We start from the raw sequence: 18,827 nt of genomic DNA, 5'->3' as shown, positions 1-18,827 counted from the left end.
TCAAAATTAACCTCTCCAATCTTGGACGATATTTCCGTCACGAATTACAATTTGACGTGCTGCAGCTTCCCCGATTTCACGATCATGGGTAATCATAATGATTGTTGAGCCTTGTTTGTTTAATTCGTAAAAGAGGTCCATAATTTGTGTACTCGTTTTCGTATCAAGTGCACCTGTCGGTTCATCGGCTAAAATGAACTTTGGATTATTTACGATTGCACGTGCGACTGCGACACGCTGTTTTTGTCCACCTGATAATTCGTTCGGTAGGTGAGTAGCACGATCAGCTAAGCCTACTTTTGTTAAAGCGGCTAATGAGCGCTCACGTCTTTCTTTTTTATCAACTCCAGCGTAAATAAGAGGTAATTCTACATTTTGAAGTGCTGTAAGTCTCGGTAATAACATGAAGTTTTGGAATATGAACCCAATCTCTTTATTACGAACGCGTGCAAGTTCTGTCTCAGACATGTTTGAAATATTTTGACCAGCTAGTTCATACGCACCTGTCGTTGGTTTATCTAAGCAACCGATAATGTTCATTAATGTTGATTTACCAGAACCAGATGGTCCCATAATAGAAGTGAATTCTCCCTGGTTCAGTGTTACGTCAATGCCGTGTAATATTTGAACGGATTCTGCGCCATTTTGGAAAGATTTCGTGATGCCTTTTAAGTTAATCATTCAACGACAACCTCCATACCATCTTTTAAGTCTTTTTCAGGTTTAGAGATAATTTGCTCTCCTTTTTTCACTCCAGAAACTTTTGCTTCGCTATCAGTCTCGAATTCAACAGTAACTGCTTGTTCTTTCGCTTTACCGTCTTTTACAACGAAGACAACATTTTTGTCACCTTTTTTCACGATGCTGCCTTTCGGAACAATTGTACCAGTTGCTTCGCCAGATTTACTTGTTACGTAAACGTGGAAGCCGTTTTGTAATTCTTCACTATTGTCTAATGTGACAGTGAATTGATAGTTAGAAACTGTTTTATTTTCGTCCATGCTCTTTAATGGTGTAGAACCGATTTCTGTTACTTTTCCTGTCCAAGTCTTACCAGCAACCGTTTTTGATGAAACAGTTACTTCTTGCCCAACTTTCATACTAGCAAGCTCATATTCAGAAAGTTGACCTTTTACTTTAAATGGACCAGCGTGACGAAGTGTAATGCCGCTCATACCTGTTTTTTCATCAGCAATTTTTACGATGTCATCAATTACGCCATCAGTAGGGCTCGTTACAGAAAGTGTGTTTACTTTCTCTTTTGCTGCTTTAATCATTTCATCAGATTTTTCAACTTCAAACTTTTTCATTTCAATTTGTGATTCTAATTGTTGTACTTCGATTTCTGATGCTTTTAATGCTTCAGCAGGAAGGCCTGCATTTTTATCTTTTTGTAATTTTTGTTTCGCTGCATCAATTTGTTTTTGGAACAATGTTACTTCTTTTTGTGCGATTTTCTTTTGCATTTCTGCTTCTGTTACACCTTGTTTCGCAGTAGGGTCATTATATTTAAAAAGGAGTTGACCTTTTTTTACTTCATCACCTTTTTTTACAGCTAATTCATACGTACCTTTTGTTGGATCGAATGAAATTGTTTCGATGCCGTTTGGAATGACTTCACCGCCAAATTTTTGCGCGTTTTCAATTTGTTTTTCTGTTACTTTATATCCGCTATATGCCATTGCTACTTCTGAACCACCGCCACCAGCAAATGCAAAATATGATCCAGCTGCAATTCCGATTGCTACTACACTAGTAATTAACACTTTATTTTTCTTCTTCATCTATTTATCACCTTTTCGTTCGTTTTAGTATCTACATTAAGTATAGAAGAGGTGAAGAATCTGACAAATCGTTTTAGCTTACAATAACCTTACAGTTTTGTAAGGTATGAATATGTAAATGTAAGGTAGAGCTTGTCCAAGTGTGAGCAAATGAATTGACTCGTCGTTTTTTTCTTACAATAATATTGTATGAAGGAGAGGAGGAGGCAAGATGGAAGCTTATTTTAGTGCGCATCCATTAAAACCATTTATTCCATACTCAAGGCAACACGTCCTTATATTATTTATTATGTTAGTGGGGATATTTTTTCTGTATCAATACCAAGATGTATTACGGCAAAGTGAGTGGAATATAACGGTTCGATATGCGATTGCATTTTTATTTATTGGAAGTGAAATTGGACTTCATATGTGGGAATGGAAAGCAGGGATTTTTGAACTAGCCACTTCATTACCATTTGAGCTATGTACGATTAGTTTATTGTTAGCGTCGATTATGATTGTAACGAAAAGTTACCGCATATATGAGATTGTATTTTTTACAGGAATTATCGGTGCATCACAAGCTATTTTAACGCCGAACGTGCAATATGCTTTTCCGCATTTTCGCTTTATAGAATTCTTCGTTGCACATGTATTGCTCATTTGGGCGCCACTCTTTATGACGTGGGTAGAAGGATATAGACCGACCTTGCAATCAATTAAGCGTACGATGATATTTTTAAACATAGTAATTCCAATCGTTTCTTTTGTGAACTACAAAACAGGTGGCAATTATATGTTTTTAGCTCGTAAGCCAGAAACTGCTTCATTACTTGATATGTTAGGGCCGCACCCTTACTATATTATTTCATTAGAAATAGCTGCGCTTATTGGATGTTTTATTTTGTATATGCCGTTTGCGAAAAGAGAAGGGCATGCGCATAAAGAATCACTAGGATCATAACCTAGTGATTTTTTTGTGTGAATATTTACAATTCGGAAAATTAAGAATAAAATTAAGTGGTAAATTATATAGAGAGAGAAGGGAAAACGTGGTCAAAAAAGTTTTTCTGAATGGGATGGAAGTGACGGTTCAATTTATTATTTCGATTTTGGGTATTATTTGTTTAGGGGCACTGCCAAAATTATTTTATGGATTTGAGCTGCATGTATCAAGGTACATACAGAGTTTAAAAGAAGTGTTTGTGAACTTAATGGATATCTCTAATTTTCAATATGTGAGAGGTAAATTTTTATTTCCGCAGTTGTTCGTCCATTATAAAGAAACGATTGTTATTTTTTTAGCTGCTTTTTTTATTTCATTATTTGTAGCATTTTGTATTGTTTATGTGATTATGAGTAGTTCACCGCGTATACAACATCGCATTAAATCATTTCTCATCTTCTTAGAATCTATTCCAGACATTCTACTTATTTTAGTATCACAAATTTTAGTTGTATGGTTTTTTAAACAAACAGGTTTTTTGCCCTTTCAAATTGCATCAATTGGAGGCGAATCAATTAGAGGATTACCAATATTTTGTTTGAGTATACCGACTACGATTCTGTTTGTAAAAATGTTAGTGCTTCGTTTTGAAAATGAGCTAGAAAAAGATTATGTACTTTTTGCTAAGGCGAAAGGGCTGGATCGTTTTCATATTTTAAATCGTCATATTTTACGAAATGTGTTGCTTAGTACAATTTTCTTTGCAAAAACGAATATCTTTTTTATGTTATCTAATTTATATATTATAGAATGGATTTTTAATACGGGTGGTATTTTTATGTTTTTGAAATCGTATGAGGGTATTAGGATTGAGGTTTTCATCGTTAGTGTGCTGCTTATTTATATTCCGATTTTTATTTTGTTTAAATTGTTTCATTATCTCATTCCAGCTGCGATGAAGGAGAGACTATAATATGTGGACGTATATAAAACGCGATAAAAGATTTTGGATAAGCATTGGGTTTCTTCTCATATTAGTTCTTTTGAGCATCGGAAATACGATATGGAATGATGGACATATTAGACAAGTTACGTTGCAATATGATGCGGATGAAAATCCAGAAGTTCCACCGTTTTCACCTTCATTCCAATTTTTACTTGGGACAGATCGGAAAGGATACGACCTGTTACATGTAGTCATTGAAGGTGCGAAGTGGACAATTGGTATATCTATTTTAATTGCGGCACTTAGAATGGTAATAGGTGTGTTTTTCGGTGTCGTACTCGGAACATATGTAAAAAGAGGTTTTTCAAAAATCGAGGCTTTTTTTGATAGTTTTACAGTTATTCCGACAGTTATGATTGCATATTTTTTTCTTCAATCTGCAAATGCATTTGGGAGTGGAGAGGAAACAACAACCTTTTTTGAAAGAGCTTCGTTTCAAGTTTTATTACTTGTAATGCTTGTGATGCCAGTTATTGCACTGTATGTTGCGAAGGAAGTCCGTAAGCTGAGAACCGAAGAATTTATTGAAGCTGCGTGCATATTAGGTGGATCGAGAAGGCACATTGTTATAAAGCATATTTTTCCGCATCTTTATATGACGTTTATACTTGTATTTTTCCAGCAGTTTACGCAGACTCTTACTATTTTACTGCACTTAGGATTACTGGAAATATTCTTTGGTGGAACAGTTCAGTTTTTAGGACCGATAGAAGAAATAGAATCTTACACGCATGAATGGTCAGGTTTAATTGGAGTCTATTTTAGATCATTAACAGTGAATCCGTGGATTCCGCTCGTTCCCATTACATTTTTTGGACTTACTATTTTTTCAGGAAATATGATTGTAAAAAGTATAGAAGAGGCGATGATGAAAGTAAGGTTAGGAGGAGAGATAAAGAAGGACGCTATAGAAGAAGAACAATCTGCTGTGCAGTCAAAAGAAGAGTTATTTACTTTTAAACATACGATGTGAAAAGAAGCAAGCATGGAGTTCATGCTCGCCTCTTTTTATTTTGTAGAAACTTCACCTTCAGCTTCTGTTTGCGGAATATAGTAACCAATTATACCACCGATAATTGCAGGAATAATCCAGCCGATTCCTAAGTTATAAAAAGGAATGGTGTGTACGATATTAGCGATAAAACTTGGTATCAATTCCACATTATCAAGTGCATGAATACAGCTAATAATGAATGCTGCGAGCATTGATCCGATGTAGACAGAAGGTTTACGTTTCGTATATTTATCAATAAATGATACGAAAATTAAAATGATTGTAATTGGATATAAAATGATTAATACAGGTAATGTAATTTTTATTAATAAGCTTAATCCTAAGTTTGAAATCACGAAGCTAAAGATACAAACGTATAGTACGAGTTTCTTATATGAAACATTTGTTAATACTGTTGCGAAATAGTTGGCGAATGCACTTACAACGCCAATTGCTGTCGTTAAACAAGCGAAGATAATGGCGATACTTAATAAAACATTACCGCTTGTCCCAAAGAATTGATACATAACAGTAGCTAATAGTTGACCACCGTTTTCGAATTGTCCTAAGTTGCCGTTTGAAGCGCCGATATAACCGAGTAAGAAATAAACAATTGTTAAGAATAGAGCTGCAATGCTTCCGCAAATAATTGTATATTTCGCAATTGATTTCTTCTCTTGTATACCGTTTTGGCGAATTGCATTTACAACAATTGTTGATAATACAAGTGCTCCAATTGCATCTAACGTTAAAAATCCTTCAAGAAATCCTTTAAAAAATGGAATTTCTTTATAGTCACCAACAGGTTCTGCAAACGTTCCTGGTGAAAGAATCGCTTTTGTTGCCATAATTGCAATAATTCCAAGTAAAATTGGCGTTAATATTTTTCCAATATGATCTACTAATTTTGATGGATTTAATGATAAGAAGTAAACGACTATAAAGAAAATCGCACTAAAGATTAACATAGAGTACCATTGGTCCGGGAAAAGTGGTGCAATCCCAATTTCGTAAGATACAGATCCAGTTCGTGGAATAACAAATAGTGGGCCGATTGAAAGATAAATAATGATAGCGAATATTGCTGCGAATTTTGGATGAACACGGCTTGCTAAAGTGTTGAAACTACCACCGGCAAGGGCAACAGCGACGATAGCTAGTAAAGATAAACCGACGTCTGTAATAATAAATCCTGTAATGGAAATCCACATATTTTCTCCAGAAGAAAGACCGAGAAGGGGCGGGAAAATCATATTACCAGCACCGAAGAAAACTGCGAATAGTAATAAACTAATCGAAAGTATTTGCGCTGGTTTTAAAGTTGTACGCATATAAAGAAAATCCTCCTAATGAGTGTTTTTGTCGAAAATTCAAATAATTTGTCGAGTAACTGTTACTATTTTAAAGGTCTGATGACTAGAAAGCAATAGGGAATTTTGAAAATATTAAAAAATAATGCATTAAATCGAATAAATATACTATTTATATCTTTAATAGGAAGGATTTAACTTTTAACATAAAAAAACACATATCGCTAGGATACGTGTTTTAAAAAAATATTTTTTTATCACGTTCTTCTTTTAAAATTTCAACTGCTTCTCGGAAACGTTGTGAATGGACAATTTCTCGTTCACGTAAGAAGCGTAAGCTGTCATTTATGTCAGGATCGTCAGATAAATCAATGAGCCATTGATAAGTTGCTCTTGCCTTTTCTTCAGCAGCAATATCTTCATATAAATCTGCAATAGGGTCTCCTTTTGCTTGAATATAAGTAGCAGTAAAAGGAACGCCACCAGCATTATGATAAAACAAAGCACTATCATGATTAGCGTACTGTGCGTCTAATCCAGCAGCTTTCATTTGCTCTGGTGTTGCATCTTTTGTTAATTTATAAATCATTGTCGCAATCATCTCTAAATGTGCGAATTCTTCTGTGCCAATGTCGGTTAGTAAGCCGACAACTTTGTCAGGAATTGTATAACGCTGATTTAAGTAGCGAAGAGCAGCAGCCAGTTCGCCGTCCGCACCGCCATACTGTTCAACTAATAATTTGGCGAGTGCTGGATTACAAGTACTCACTTTAACTGGATATTGTAATTTCTTTTCATAAATCCACATAGTTTCTCTCCTTTATATTTGCCATGGCCACGGTCCTTTGCTCCATTCCCATGGAGCGTTAGAATAACTATTTCCAAACTGCTGAAGTGGCCCGTATTTTTCTTCAATTTTTTGTTGTAATACTCTTCGTTTATAGGAGAAATCGTTGAATTGATTTATAGCTGCAGTATCGTTTGGGTGCGTATCTAAATAGAGGGTAAGTTCAACTAATACAAAGTCTAGTTCTTGTAGTTCTTCAATCCATTTGTAATATTCATCAGGCAATGTCTGTGTCATGTTTTTATTCACCGTCCTTTTTTGTAAGGATTTTCATAAAAATCATAAAAAGCAGGCCACAGAGTTCCTTTTCGTAAAGCTTCTTTTGGTGGGAATTGGGGTAGGTTAGGTGGTTGAAAGCCCATAAATAGGTGTGGGGGAGTTGAGTAATATTTTTTTCCAATTGGAGGGCAAGGGTCGTTTGGGCTATGGAAAGGTATGTAGGATTTCATAAATTCATCCATGTTACACGCCTCCTTTATAAATGAAATATTCATCACTAAGTATTGTATTCGTACATAATTGCAAATTATGACTCATATAGAAAACTAAAAGAGGCAGGGGGAGTGCGGATGGAAAGTGTTACAACATGTATTGTATTAGAATCTAAAAACTTAAAGGAAACATTATATTTTTATGAAGGAATTCTAGGGTTTAAACCGAGCAAGGAGAGGCCACAAATACGTGTAACAGGTGTGTGGTATGATATCGGTTCAACGAGAATTTGTTTTGTTGTAAATAGGGGACTGGGAGAACATAGAGAGACCGTTATATCATCAGTGAAAGAACTATTGTTAAAAACTACAAATATCGAGCGGTTAAAGAAAAAGTTAGTGTTTTATCAAATATCATTTGTAGAAGAGCACCATGGCGAAGAAGTTAGAATAATATTTCATGATCCAGATGGTTATACACTCCAATTCCTTTTCATAGAGAACAGGGAAGAGAGCCTTTTACAATGTAATAATCTGGATGTCGAATGAAAAAAATATTGACAAGCTTAGGCAAATATTTTAATGTGATTGTATAAAACTGTGTATATAAAGGGGAGTAACTTATTACAGTAAAGTCGTCATTACAGGGAGAAACCCTCGGCTTTATTGGCAACGTTTCGTTGTTAGTGAGACCTTTACCAGCAATGGTAAAGGCCCCTTATTGTCTTTTTTAGGACCCTTACCATATTTGGTAGGGTCCTTTTTGTATACAAAGAGAGGAGAAATAAAAATGAAAAAACTTATTAGTAGATTAAGAGTTGTATTTCATGTTCGTCGTTTCGTTCCATTTCTATTTGACTTTTTTACTTCAAAAGAGGTTTCAATAAAGAAGAAAATTTTATCTGTTGCTTTTTTAGTTGGGTATGTTGCGATGCCGCTTGATTTAATTCCAGACTTCCTGCCGTTTATCGGTATTTTAGATGATATCGGAATTGTGTTATTCATTTTGAATCGAATTGTAAAAATGGCGTCAGTACAATTGCAAGAAAAGCATAACGTAAACGTAGGATAGGAGTTGAAAATATGGAGCAAATTATTTTAGATATAATCGAGTTTTTAAAGCAGTTTTCTTATTTTGGAGTTGTGTTAGCATTAACGTTTGAATTTATTCCAGCAGAAGTAGTTTTACCCATGGTTGGGTATTGGGTGTACGAGGGAGATATGAATTTTTGGCTAGCTGTATTAGCTGGAACACTTGGCGGAACGACAGGACCGTTAACATTATACGCACTCGGTTATTACGGTGGTCGTCCTCTATTAATAAAATACGGAAAATACTTCTTTATTAAAGAAGAACAAATTCAAAAAGCAGATGATTTCTTTGAGAAATATGGGCCAGTTGTAGCATTTGTTGGACGCTTTGTACCGGGAGTTCGAACGCTTATTTCTGTTCCGTGTGGTATGGCGAAAATGAACATATGGAAATTTAGTATATATACATTCGTAGCAATGTTCCCGTTAACGACTTTATATGTCTATTTTGGAATGAAATTAGGTCCGCATTGGGAAAAGGCAGCGGATGTTGTTGGACAATATATGTTACCGATATTACTAGTCATAGTTATTATTGTAGGCGGTATATTAATCTATAAATTTATGAAAAAAAGAAACAGAACGGAATCTATCTAGTCATTAGTACAGGAGTTGTCTTATTTTTCGAAAATAGATGAATAGTACAGGCAAAAGACTCTGAAGGACATACACATATAGGGAATATAAAAGAGAGAGGGGAAACAACTATGTCTTGTGAGTGCTCAGGGTCAGCATTAACTTGTTGTCCAGATAAAAATTATGTACAAGATAAAGTGTGTAGTCCGTGGTCTGCTACTGTAGTTGCAACAGCAATTGATAATGTTCTTTATACAAATAATATTAACCAAAATGTAGTTGGTACTGGTTTTGTTAAGTATGATGTTGGTCCAGGTCCAATTACTGTAGAAGCGCTTGATTCTGCTGGGGCTACAATTGATACACAAACATTAAACCCAGGAACGAGTATCGCTTTTACGTATCGCCGCTTTGATAGTATACAAGTTGTGTTACCTGCAACACCTGGTGGAACGTATCAGGGAGAATTTTGTATTACAACACGTTATCCACTTTCATAGTAGAATAGGAGAGGATCGAAATGGGAATGAGAAGTTCCGGTTTGTCTTGTTGTTCTAATAAAACACTTGTGCAAGATCAAGTATGTACAGACTGGTCTATTACAGGTGCTGGTACTCAAATTGTATATACGAATAATATTACACAAGAAGTATATGGTTCAGGTTATGTGAAATATGATGTAGGCGCGAATCCCATTACAGTTGATTTTTTAGTAGGTGCTACAGTAGTTGATACAATTACTGTGCAACCACAAAGTAGCGGTACTTTCACTGTACGATACTTTACTACTGTCCGAATTACTACGACAGGAACAACTGTTAATCAAGGCGAGTTTTGTATTACAGTACGTTATCCAATTTCATAAAAAAGGCATACCGTAAATGGTATGCTTTTTTAAATTGAGAAAGTAATGAAATTGGTATTCTATAAGCAACATGTAAATTGGCAACAGTACTTGCCTTCTAAATATAGTGAAGGATTACTTTGTATATTAATAATACTGACTGATTGTAAGTCTTTTCCGGTGTAAGATATCGTATTGCCTGGAAACACAGTGAAAATATTGGTTACTGCTCCAACGATTTGAATTGTAATTGCTTCGGTGCTGCTAGTACTATTGTAAATCGATACAGTACCTGATATAAGTAGTATCCCATCACTTTGCCACAGTATCATTGATTGTAGTGCATCTTTGGTAGAGGGAATGGTGTTGTTAGTTATGAGGAAATTCCCTGCAAATTCATTTGTTACTCGCTCACAACTTGGATTTGGAGGAGGGGGCGGTGGACAAGGATCTGGACAAATGATAGATAAAGGAGCGAAACAGCCAATATTTTTTTTGTTCCTCAATAAAACCCCTCCTTTTTAAGTTGTCTTTTACTACTATTAAATGTAGAAGCATGGCCGATGTGTTAAGAAAAGAAGAAAATTTTAAAAATTAAGATTGTCTAATAGGCTTAAAGTTTAACTTATCATTAGTGTTATAGAAAAGATTATATGTGAATAGTCATAGGAAAAGAATGATCAGACTCTTTTAGATAAAAGGTGGTTGTATACAATAGTACGAGGAATGTTGGACTTAACTTGTAATTAACTGTATATTTACAAAAATCTAATAAAATTCATTTGTTATTTAAACGACATTAACATGTTTTAGATAAAATAGCCTTTGTAATGAATCAATTATTAGGAGGAGGATTCACGTGGAAAGAACAGCTTTACGAAAAGTAAAAGGTCTTATTGGATTATTAATGGTTTTTGTATTAGCATTTGTATCATTTCCGTGGAGTACATCAGTCAAAGCGGAAGAGAAGAAGCAAGAAAAGGCACCAAGTGAAAAGAAGATAGTTTTTCCAGTCGTAAGTGATGTACATATTAAAAATAGTGGAACGGATGATACGTTTCGCTGGAAAAGAGCGATTGAACAGTTCAATACGCTTGCACCAAAGCAAGATGCGTTCGTAATTGTGGGAGATTTTACTGATTCAGGATCGGTACAACAATATGATCGTTTCATGCAAGTATATAATGAGAATGCAAATAAAGATGCAGTACGAATGAATTCTCTAGGGAACCATGATTATTGGAACGGTTTATCTGTAGAGGGAGCGCAGAAGCGTTTCTTAGAAAAAACAGGTATGGAATCGATTTATTATCATAAAGTGGTGAAAGGGTATCACTTCCTTGTTATGTCTCCAGAGAACGAGACAACTCATGGATATTATTCAGACAAGCAAATTAATTGGCTAAAAGAAGAGATGGCAAAGGCGCAAAAAGATGATCCAGAAAAACCAATTTTCGTATTTTTACATCAACATATTAAAGATACAGTATACGGTAGTCAAGAATGGGGAACGAAAGATAGTGCAAAAATTAATGAGGTATTAAAACAATACCCACAAGTCATTACGTTTTCAGGTCATTCACATTATCCATTAGATGATCCAAGATCAATTCATCAAAAAGACTTTACATCAGTTGGCACATCTTCAGTAAGTTATATGGAGGTAGAGGGTGGCAAAGTGCAAGGGAATATTCCTTCAGAATCGCGTGCATTAAGCCAAGGTTTATTAGTAGAAGTAGATGATAAAGAAGTAACGATTAATCGCCGTGATTTCCATACAAATTCTTGGACAGGCGAGCCTTGGAAAATTAAATTACCATCAAAGAAAGACACATTTACACATGTAGAAGATCGCGATAAAGAAAGGCCACACTTTGCTAAGGATGCAAAGCTTGCGGTATCAAATGTAACAGAAAATGCAGCAACAGTAACATTCATGCAAGCGTTGGACAACCTTCTTGTTCATTCTTACCGTGTACAAGCTAGAGATAAGCAAACGGGAGAAATAAAGAATAAATTGTTAGCATTCTCAGAGTTTTATCGTGATCCAGTGCCGAAAGAACTGACATTTACGCTTGCAGGACTAGATGGCGGGAAAACATATACACTGGAAGTCGTTGCGATTGATTCATTCGGCAATGAAAGTGTACAACCATTAACGGCAGAAATTACTACGAAAAAAGATAATATTGACCCGAATGTGAAAGTACCAAAGGCGGATGTTTTTGATGTGAACTTTGCAGATGGTACATTTAAAGACAATTCATCATTTGGTACAAAAGGTGATGTTAAGGGTAATGTGACTATTGAATATGATAAAGCGTTGAAAAAGAATGTTATGAAGCTAAACGGAAAAGCAAATACATTTGGATATCTTCCGTTTTCAGCAGCGCAAAAAGAGAAAGTAGCAAATACATTTACGTTAGAAACTGTATTTTCAATGAATGAAATTCGCGGACAAGGTATTTTGCAAAATACAGAGAGCGGCGGAATTGGTTTTGAATCTACAGGAAGTGGTTATGTAGAATTATGGGCTCATATTGGTGGAAGTTATAAACGTGTTGGCGTTCAGTTAGAGGCTAATAAAACGTATCATTTAACAGGAACGTATAACGGAAGTGAAGTAGCAATTTACGTAGATGGTAAAAAAGTAAACAGCCAACCAGCTACAGGGAAAGTATATCACCCGAACGTACCATTTGCACTTGGTGCAGATCCAGATAGCAACGGGAATGGTGGTATTCCGTTAAATGGACAAATTGCGCTTGCGAAATTATATAGTAAAGCATTAAGTTCTTCAGAAGTATTAGCAGCGTATAATGAGTTTTCTAGTCGTACAAAATTAGAGCAAGTAAACGCGTTATATGAAGAGCTTGGGAAAGTGAAAGAAGTGTTAGCTGGTACGTATGAGTTTGGTGACAAACCAGGTCAATATTCAAAGGAAGCATTTCAAGCACTAGAGAAAAGCTATAACACTGCAAAGCAAGCATTTGAAAATGTAGGAAGTACTGGAGAGAAAATCGTTCAAACATATAACGAATTAAAAACAGCTAATGTAACATTTGTACAATCTAAAGTAGCAGAAGAACAACCGAAAACACCGAAAGAAAAATTACAAATCAATATTGAAACTGCAAAAGCAGTGGTGAAAAAAGCACAAGCTGCAAATGTAACGGATGGTTCAGTGAAATCATTGAGTCAAAAAGTTACAGTGGCAGAAGCTGTATTAAAAGATGCGAAAGTAAAAGATGCACAAGTAGAAACGATGAATCGTACGGTGGAATATGCGATTTCACTCGTTGAAAAAAGCATAAACAAATAAGAGAGAAGAAAAAGAAGCTTATCATGATAGGCTTCTTTTTTGTTATACTAAAAATAGTATAGAATGAGGGAGCGAATAATTTGGAAGAGAAAAAGCTAAAAAGAATTCTTGAATATGTATGGATCGCGGTTGTGCTCCTTGTAGGGTATTATTTCTTAAAAGAGAAAAGTATATGGGTTCTATTTTTAATGACGTTTTTATTAGCGGGCTTAGGCACGTTATTTATTAATTTCTTCTTTGATAGTCTAAATGCATGGAAGAAGAAAAAGAAGGGAACGAAGTAAAGGAGGGAATATATGCAAAAGTGGAAGCTCATATATCAGGTGCTTCTTTTCATAGTGCTTGTAGGTATTGGCGTTTTAAAATATTCTACACCGATAGGAAATTGGGCATCGTTTACAGCTTGCATCGGCATATTTTTCATTTTACAATCGTTAACGAAAAAATATAATAATACAGAAAGATAGCTCACCGTTTTATCGGCGAGCTATTTTGTTATGCTTTTTTCTCTTCATCATTTGTTTTTTCAGTAGCTAAATGACTATGTTTTCTAGAGTAGAAGAAATAGAAACATAAGCCAACTATCAGCCAAGCTATAAAGCTAATCCATGTCGTTTTAGACAAATTAATCATCAAATATAAACAGCAAAGAATTGCGACAACTGGTAATACAGGTACGAAAGGTGTACGGAATCCGCGTTTTAAGTTAGGGTGTGTTTTTCGTAAAATAAGTACCGCGCAGCAAACGAATGTAAAGGCTGTTAGCGTACCGATGTTCACTAAATTAGCAAGTAGATGTAGGTCTAGAAGCCCTGCTAATAAAGCGGCAACAACACCAGTGATCCATGTGTTTAATAAAGGGACTTTTACTCTTTTATTTACACGTGCTAGCGCTTTTGGAAGTAGTCCGTCGCGGCTCATCGCATAAGAAACGCGAACTTGTCCGTACATCACGACTAAGAGAACGGTTGTCATTCCAGTCATCGCTCCAACAGCGAGAAGTCCTGCAATTGTATCTTCGCCAACGAAATGTAAGGCAAACGCAACTGGATCAGAAACATCTAATTGTGTATACGGAACCATACCTGTTAAAACGAAAGATACAATCATGTATAAAACAGTACAAATAAGAAGGGAACCGATAATGCCAATTGGTAAATCGCGCTGTGGTTTTTTCGTTTCTTCTGCAGCGGTTGCGATTGCATCAAAGCCTAAGAAGGCGAAGAATACAGTGGCAGCTCCAGTAATGATACCGTCGTATCCGAATGGAATGAACGGCGTCCAATTTTCAGGTTTTACATATTTTGCGCCTGCTACGATAAAGGCGATAATAACAGCTAACTTGATAAGAACCATAACATTATTAATGCGTGCGCTTTCGCGTATACCGAAACTTAAAAGTCCCGTAATGAGTAGTAAAATACAAACAGCCGGTAAATCGATAATGCCGCCTTTTCCTACGCCAGGGGCCGAGGCGATTATGGCGGGCAGATGGATGTTAAATCCTTGGAGTAAAGATTGTAAATAACCAGACCAACCGACAGCTACAGCCGCGACTGCAAGTAAATATTCGAGCATTAAACACCAGCCGACGATGAAGGCGACGACTTCTCCGACTGTCATGTATGCGTAAGTATACACACTTCCTGAGACAGGAATAGAAGAAGCAAATTCGGCATAACAAAAGGCTACACAAGCACAAGTAAATGCAGCAATAAGGAATGATAACATAATACCAGGACCAGAATGTTTCGCTGCGACAATACCTGTTAATACAAAGATCCCTGTCCCAATTACGGCGCCAATCCCTAAAAATGTTAAATCGAGTGCCGTTAATGTTCTATCTAGCTGCCGTGGTGATTCAGTACTAAGCGGTTTTTTTCGTAATAATGACTTCACTTTGGACTCTCCCCCCGTTTTTTCATTTCCATAACTGCGAATATAGTATGAGCCCACTAGAAAAGAGTATGTAAGTAAATGGAGGTACAGTTATGGTAGGTTGTTTTTTAAAATTGCTGGATTAATTTTATTATAATTCAGAATATTTTGTCAAATAAAAATGTGACAAATAAAATGCGAATGAATAGGGGAAACTACTGGCAGGAATGGACGAGGGTTAACAGAGTGGCAAAACCACTCATAAAAGTTTCACTTTATAAAGTAGGAGAAGATGTTATGTTATTTTATTTTGAACTTGTCGTCATTTTACTTTGTACGAAATTAGCTGGTGATATTAGCGTTAGGCTTGGCCAGCCTTCTGTACTTGGTAAATTAATCGTTGGTATTATTATCGGTCCGGCTGTGCTTGGTATTATTAATAGTTCTGAACTCATTGATGAACTGAGTGAAATTGGCGTTTTACTACTTATGTTTATGGCAGGGCTTGAAACAGATTTAGAAGAGTTAAATCGGAATTTGAAATCTGCATTCGCAGTAGCGATGGGGGGAATCATTTTCCCATTCCTTGGTGGATATTTAGCGGGACTTGCGTTTGGAATGTTACAGTCGCATGCGATTTTTTTAGGGTTATTACTTTGTGCTACTTCGGTTAGTATTTCTGTTCAAACATTAAGAGATTTAGGGAAAATGAATACGAGAGAAAGTACGACGATTTTAGGAGCAGCTGTATTTGATGATGTAATTGTCGTTATTTTATTAGCATTTGTGATGAGTTTTTTAGGTACACAAGATGTAAATGTAACGCTTGTCATTGCAAAGAAAATTATCTTTTTTGTAAGCATCGTTTTTATCTCTTGGAAAGTTGTTCCATGGATTATGAAAATGCTTGTGCCACTTCGTGTAACAGAAGCATTAATTAGTGCAGCACTTATTATTTGTTTCTCTTTTTCGTATTACAGTGAAATGATGGGAATCGCCGGTATTATTGGAGCATTTGCAGCCGGAATTGCCATTTCGCAAACAGAGTATAAGCACGAAGTAGAACATAAAATTGAACCGATTGCTTATGCGATATTTGTACCGGTGTTCTTCGTAAGTATTGGAATGGAAATTACATTTCAAGGTATCGGAAGCCAGCTTTGGTTTATTATCATCATGACGCTTATTGCAATTTTTACAAAGTTAATCGGATCAGGTTTAGGAGCAAGACTGACAGGATTCAACCTTCAATCTTCTATTAGTATTGGTGCGGGGATGGTCTCGCGCGGAGAAGTGGCGCTTATTATCGCAGCGAATGGACTTGCGGCAAATTTATTAGCGAAAGAAAATTTCACAGCGATTGTTATTGTTGTTATATTAACGACGATTATTACGCCGCCGCTTTTGAAAAAATATTTTGTATAGAGAGGAAGAGCTTATCTGATGTAGGTAAGCTCTTTTTTTATTGGAAAAAGCAATAGTCATATAGCGTGAATAGGTTGTAATTATGGTAAAATCTACGTATATGATAAGTCGAGGAGAGAAATGTGTGAGGATTACGAAGGGGAAGGTTATCGGTGTAATCATACTTATTGCGCTATGTATACCATTTACTGCATGGAAAGAGTCAAAAGTGAAAGACTTTCCAGTTTCTATTTTTTCTTCCTATGTAGAAGACGAAAACCCGAAAGACTATAAGTACACTGCTTTTGTACCTGATTTTGCAATTTGGATACATGGATGGGAAGAACAGCAATCTGAAGGTGAAATAACTTCATATAAAAAAGGGGATCGAACTGTAATTGTTCACCATCCTCCTGGCGATGATGGTTTTTATCTTTTTGAAGCAAGAGAAAATAAGTGAAAGCAACCGCAAGAAGTGGAGGTTAAATAGTGAAAGCTTCAACATTACTATTTAAAATTGAAAGTAATATGGATCAATTTTCACCAGCTGAAAAGAAGGTTGCCATGTACATAATGGGGAATGCAGAGATTGTTCCGAACTTAACGACGAAAGAAGTGTCAACGAATGCAGGCGCAAGTGAGGCGAGTGTTGTTCGCTTTTGTAAGTCGATTGGGATTGGGAGCTTTAAAGCATTTAAAATCGCGCTCGTTCGTGAATTGACGATTGCTGATTATAATATTAATGATTTTTCAGTTATGAATACGGAAGATGGACCGTATGACTTGTTTAATAAAGTTACGTATGTGAATAAAGCTGCAATTGAGGCGAGCGTTACGGCGATAGATAAAAAAGAACTTGAGAAAGCTGCAGATCGTATTGTAAATGCGGATAAAATTATATTTTATGGAGTAGGCGGATCAGCTACTCCGGCGATGGACGGGGCTTATAAATTTACAAGGCTCGGATTTACAGCGATGATGCTATCTGATTTTCATATGATGTTGCCGCTTGTAACGAATTTAAAAGAGGGCGATATATTTGTTGCGATTTCAACATCTGGTCGTACGAAAGATGTACTTGAAATGGCGCAATATGCGAAGAGACAAGGTGCAACAGTTATTGCGATTACAAAGCTTGACCAATCATCACCGTTATATAAAGAGGCGGATATTCGTCTTTGTATGCCAGATGTAGAGCAAGATCATCGTATTGCAAGTATTGCTTCTAGAATGACACAACTGAATATGATTGATGCTTTATATGTGATTACTTTTAATCGTATTGGTAATAAAGTGTTGGATCAATTTATGGAGACGCGAGAAGAAGCAGTGCGGTTACGGAAGTTAAAGTAGAAGAAAAGATGAGGGGACTCATCTTTTTTATTATCTTTGACACAAATATGTCATTTTATGAAATTTTATTTCATAAAATAAGAAAGTAATATTGATTTTTAATTTCTTAAAGTTATAATAAAAGTGTGAAATATAATTTCAAAGAGGGTGGCAATATGTTAGAAAATTTATCGACAGAACACCGTAATGAGAAAACGACGAATCTAGATGAGATGAGTATAAAAGAAGTGTTACAGAGTATGAATGAAGAAGATCGAACTGTTGCGTTAGCAGTTGAAAAAGAGATAGAACAAATTGAAAAGGTCGTACAGACTGTTATTAAATCTTTTGAAGCAGAGGGCCGATTAATTTATATTGGGGCTGGTACGAGTGGTCGTTTAGGTATTTTAGACGCAGTGGAATGCCCGCCGACATTTGGCACAGACGATAAAATGGTGCAAGGATTTATAGCAGGTGGATTGAAAGCGTTTACTAAGGCGGTAGAAGGTGCCGAAGATCGCGAAGAGTTAGCAGAAGAAGATTTGAAAAGTATTGGATTAAACGAGAAAGATACAGTGATTGGTATTGCCGCAAGTGGTAGAACCCCTTACGTAATTGGCGGATTGAAATACGCACATAGTGTGGGAGCTAGTACAGCGAGTATTTCTTGTAATAAAAATGCTGAAATAAGTAAGTATGCAAAACTCAATGTAGAAGTGGAGACAGGCGCAGAAATATTAACAGGCTCAACACGTTTGAAGGCTGGTACAGCGCAAAAATTAGTGCTTAATATGATTTCAACAGCGTCAATGATTGGTGTAGGAAAAGTATATAAAAACTTAATGGTAGATGTTCAATCTACGAATGAAAAGTTAGTAGAACGATCAAAACGAATTATTGTGGAAGCAACAGGAGCTAGTTATGAAGTAGCGGCAGATTATTACGAAAAAGCAAAGCGTAACGTGAAAGTTGCTATCGTTATGGCATTACTACAGTGTGAGTATGGGGAAGCAAAAGAAAAACTAAAAGAAGCGAAAGGCTTTGTGAAGAAGGCATTATAAAGTGAAACGATAAGAATA

The 18,827-nt window shown here is 35.9% G+C and carries 23 protein-coding genes; 15 read left to right on the top strand and 8 right to left on the bottom strand.

What is annotated here, in order from left to right:
* Positions 1–6: 6 nt before the first annotated feature.
* Complete coding sequence (locus tag ILT06_RS12510) at positions 7–681, bottom strand: ABC transporter ATP-binding protein (protein ID WP_064473881.1); 675 nt, start codon at positions 679–681, stop codon at positions 7–9.
* Positions 678–1,784 (bottom strand): efflux RND transporter periplasmic adaptor subunit, encoded by a 1,107-nt coding sequence (locus ILT06_RS12505; protein WP_064473880.1) that lies wholly within the window; start codon positions 1,782–1,784, stop codon positions 678–680. Before ILT06_RS12505 ends, ILT06_RS12510 begins: the two co-directional genes overlap by 4 nt.
* A gap of 211 nt (positions 1,785–1,995) precedes the next feature.
* Here ILT06_RS12505 and ILT06_RS12500 point away from each other — a divergent pair, with 211 nt between their 5' ends.
* From ILT06_RS12500 to ILT06_RS12490, 3 genes are all read left to right on the top strand, one after another.
* Positions 1,996–2,730, top strand: coding sequence for a YwaF family protein (locus ILT06_RS12500; RefSeq protein ID WP_064473879.1), 735 nt, complete (start codon positions 1,996–1,998; stop codon positions 2,728–2,730).
* A gap of 88 nt (positions 2,731–2,818) precedes the next feature.
* Entirely contained in the window at positions 2,819–3,685 is an 867-nt protein-coding gene (locus ILT06_RS12495; RefSeq protein WP_064473878.1) for an ABC transporter permease subunit, read from the top strand.
* Between the two features lies 1 nt (position 3,686).
* A complete protein-coding gene (locus tag ILT06_RS12490; protein WP_064473877.1) occupies positions 3,687–4,691 on the top strand; it encodes an ABC transporter permease in 1,005 nt (334 codons plus the stop codon).
* A gap of 35 nt (positions 4,692–4,726) precedes the next feature.
* Here the strand turns inward: ILT06_RS12490 and brnQ2 are convergent, their stop codons facing one another.
* From brnQ2 to ILT06_RS12470, 4 genes are all read right to left on the bottom strand, one after another.
* Complete coding sequence (brnQ2, locus tag ILT06_RS12485; protein ID WP_222655145.1) at positions 4,727–6,043, bottom strand: branched-chain amino acid transport system II carrier protein BrnQ2; 1,317 nt, start codon at positions 6,041–6,043, stop codon at positions 4,727–4,729.
* A 217-nt stretch (positions 6,044–6,260) separates the two neighbouring features.
* On the bottom strand, positions 6,261–6,830 hold the full coding sequence (gene cotJC / locus ILT06_RS12480) for a spore coat protein CotJC (protein ID WP_000265283.1): 570 nt from the start codon (positions 6,828–6,830) through the stop codon (positions 6,261–6,263).
* 12 nt (positions 6,831–6,842) lie between these two features.
* Positions 6,843–7,106: a spore coat protein CotJB gene (locus ILT06_RS12475; RefSeq protein ID WP_000194954.1), complete on the bottom strand. Its 264-nt coding sequence runs from the start codon at positions 7,104–7,106 to the stop codon at positions 6,843–6,845.
* 8 nt (positions 7,107–7,114) lie between these two features.
* Positions 7,115–7,330, bottom strand: coding sequence for a spore coat associated protein CotJA (locus ILT06_RS12470; protein WP_064473875.1), 216 nt, complete (start codon positions 7,328–7,330; stop codon positions 7,115–7,117).
* A 108-nt stretch (positions 7,331–7,438) separates the two neighbouring features.
* Between ILT06_RS12470 and ILT06_RS12465 the strand changes: the two genes are divergently transcribed.
* From ILT06_RS12465 to ILT06_RS12445, 5 genes are all read left to right on the top strand, one after another.
* Positions 7,439–7,849, top strand: coding sequence for a VOC family protein (locus ILT06_RS12465; RefSeq protein ID WP_064473874.1), 411 nt, complete (start codon positions 7,439–7,441; stop codon positions 7,847–7,849).
* Positions 7,850–8,090: 241 nt separating this feature from the next.
* The gene (locus ILT06_RS12460) at positions 8,091–8,372 is read left to right on the top strand and encodes a YkvA family protein (RefSeq protein WP_222655144.1); all 282 of its coding nucleotides are present in this window, start codon (positions 8,091–8,093) and stop codon (positions 8,370–8,372) included.
* Positions 8,373–8,383: 11 nt separating this feature from the next.
* Positions 8,384–8,989: a DedA family protein gene (locus tag ILT06_RS12455; protein ID WP_064473873.1), complete on the top strand. Its 606-nt coding sequence runs from the start codon at positions 8,384–8,386 to the stop codon at positions 8,987–8,989.
* A 110-nt stretch (positions 8,990–9,099) separates the two neighbouring features.
* Positions 9,100–9,468, top strand: a complete 369-nt coding sequence (locus ILT06_RS12450) for a DUF3992 domain-containing protein (protein WP_064473872.1) — start codon at positions 9,100–9,102, stop codon at positions 9,466–9,468.
* A gap of 20 nt (positions 9,469–9,488) precedes the next feature.
* Positions 9,489–9,833 carry a DUF3992 domain-containing protein gene (locus tag ILT06_RS12445; RefSeq protein WP_000525803.1) on the top strand — a complete coding sequence of 115 codons (345 nt, stop codon included), beginning with the start codon at positions 9,489–9,491 and terminating at the stop codon, positions 9,831–9,833.
* Positions 9,834–9,892: 59 nt separating this feature from the next.
* On the opposite strand, the gene ILT06_RS12440 is transcribed toward ILT06_RS12445, so the two are convergent.
* Positions 9,893–10,318 carry an S-Ena type endospore appendage gene (locus ILT06_RS12440; RefSeq protein WP_222655143.1) on the bottom strand — a complete coding sequence of 142 codons (426 nt, stop codon included), beginning with the start codon at positions 10,316–10,318 and terminating at the stop codon, positions 9,893–9,895.
* Between the two features lie 353 nt (positions 10,319–10,671).
* Between ILT06_RS12440 and ILT06_RS12435 the strand changes: the two genes are divergently transcribed.
* The 3 genes from ILT06_RS12435 (at position 10,672) to ILT06_RS12425 (ending at position 13,601) form a co-directional block, all read left to right on the top strand.
* The gene (locus tag ILT06_RS12435; protein WP_222655142.1) at positions 10,672–13,134 is read left to right on the top strand and encodes a LamG-like jellyroll fold domain-containing protein; all 2,463 of its coding nucleotides are present in this window, start codon (positions 10,672–10,674) and stop codon (positions 13,132–13,134) included.
* 80 nt (positions 13,135–13,214) lie between these two features.
* The gene (locus tag ILT06_RS12430; protein ID WP_000391504.1) at positions 13,215–13,418 is read left to right on the top strand and encodes a hypothetical protein; all 204 of its coding nucleotides are present in this window, start codon (positions 13,215–13,217) and stop codon (positions 13,416–13,418) included.
* Positions 13,419–13,430: 12 nt separating this feature from the next.
* Positions 13,431–13,601 carry a hypothetical protein gene (locus ILT06_RS12425; RefSeq protein ID WP_222655141.1) on the top strand — a complete coding sequence of 57 codons (171 nt, stop codon included), beginning with the start codon at positions 13,431–13,433 and terminating at the stop codon, positions 13,599–13,601.
* A gap of 28 nt (positions 13,602–13,629) precedes the next feature.
* Here the strand turns inward: ILT06_RS12425 and bcaP are convergent, their stop codons facing one another.
* Positions 13,630–15,033 carry a branched-chain amino acid transporter BcaP gene (gene bcaP, locus ILT06_RS12420; protein WP_064473869.1) on the bottom strand — a complete coding sequence of 468 codons (1,404 nt, stop codon included), beginning with the start codon at positions 15,031–15,033 and terminating at the stop codon, positions 13,630–13,632.
* Positions 15,034–15,213: 180 nt separating this feature from the next.
* Between bcaP and ILT06_RS12415 the strand changes: the two genes are divergently transcribed.
* From ILT06_RS12415 to murQ, 4 genes are all read left to right on the top strand, one after another.
* Positions 15,214–16,437 (top strand): cation:proton antiporter, encoded by a 1,224-nt coding sequence (locus tag ILT06_RS12415; RefSeq protein ID WP_064473929.1) that lies wholly within the window; start codon positions 15,214–15,216, stop codon positions 16,435–16,437.
* A 124-nt stretch (positions 16,438–16,561) separates the two neighbouring features.
* A complete protein-coding gene (locus ILT06_RS12410) occupies positions 16,562–16,876 on the top strand; it encodes an outer surface protein (RefSeq protein ID WP_098102983.1) in 315 nt (104 codons plus the stop codon).
* 29 nt (positions 16,877–16,905) lie between these two features.
* Positions 16,906–17,769, top strand: coding sequence for a MurR/RpiR family transcriptional regulator (locus ILT06_RS12405; RefSeq protein WP_048562466.1), 864 nt, complete (start codon positions 16,906–16,908; stop codon positions 17,767–17,769).
* Positions 17,770–17,924: 155 nt separating this feature from the next.
* On the top strand, positions 17,925–18,809 hold the full coding sequence (gene murQ, locus ILT06_RS12400; RefSeq protein ID WP_064473867.1) for an N-acetylmuramic acid 6-phosphate etherase: 885 nt from the start codon (positions 17,925–17,927) through the stop codon (positions 18,807–18,809).
* The last annotated feature ends 18 nt before the right edge of the window (positions 18,810–18,827 follow it).

Source organism: Bacillus sp. 17RED48 (assembly GCF_019837545.1).
GTDB classification, from domain to species: Bacteria; Bacillota; Bacilli; order Bacillales; family Bacillaceae_G; genus Bacillus_A; species Bacillus_A wiedmannii.
Note: the sequence above shows the minus strand (reverse complement) of the source record. Positions and strands in the feature narration are given on the sequence as shown.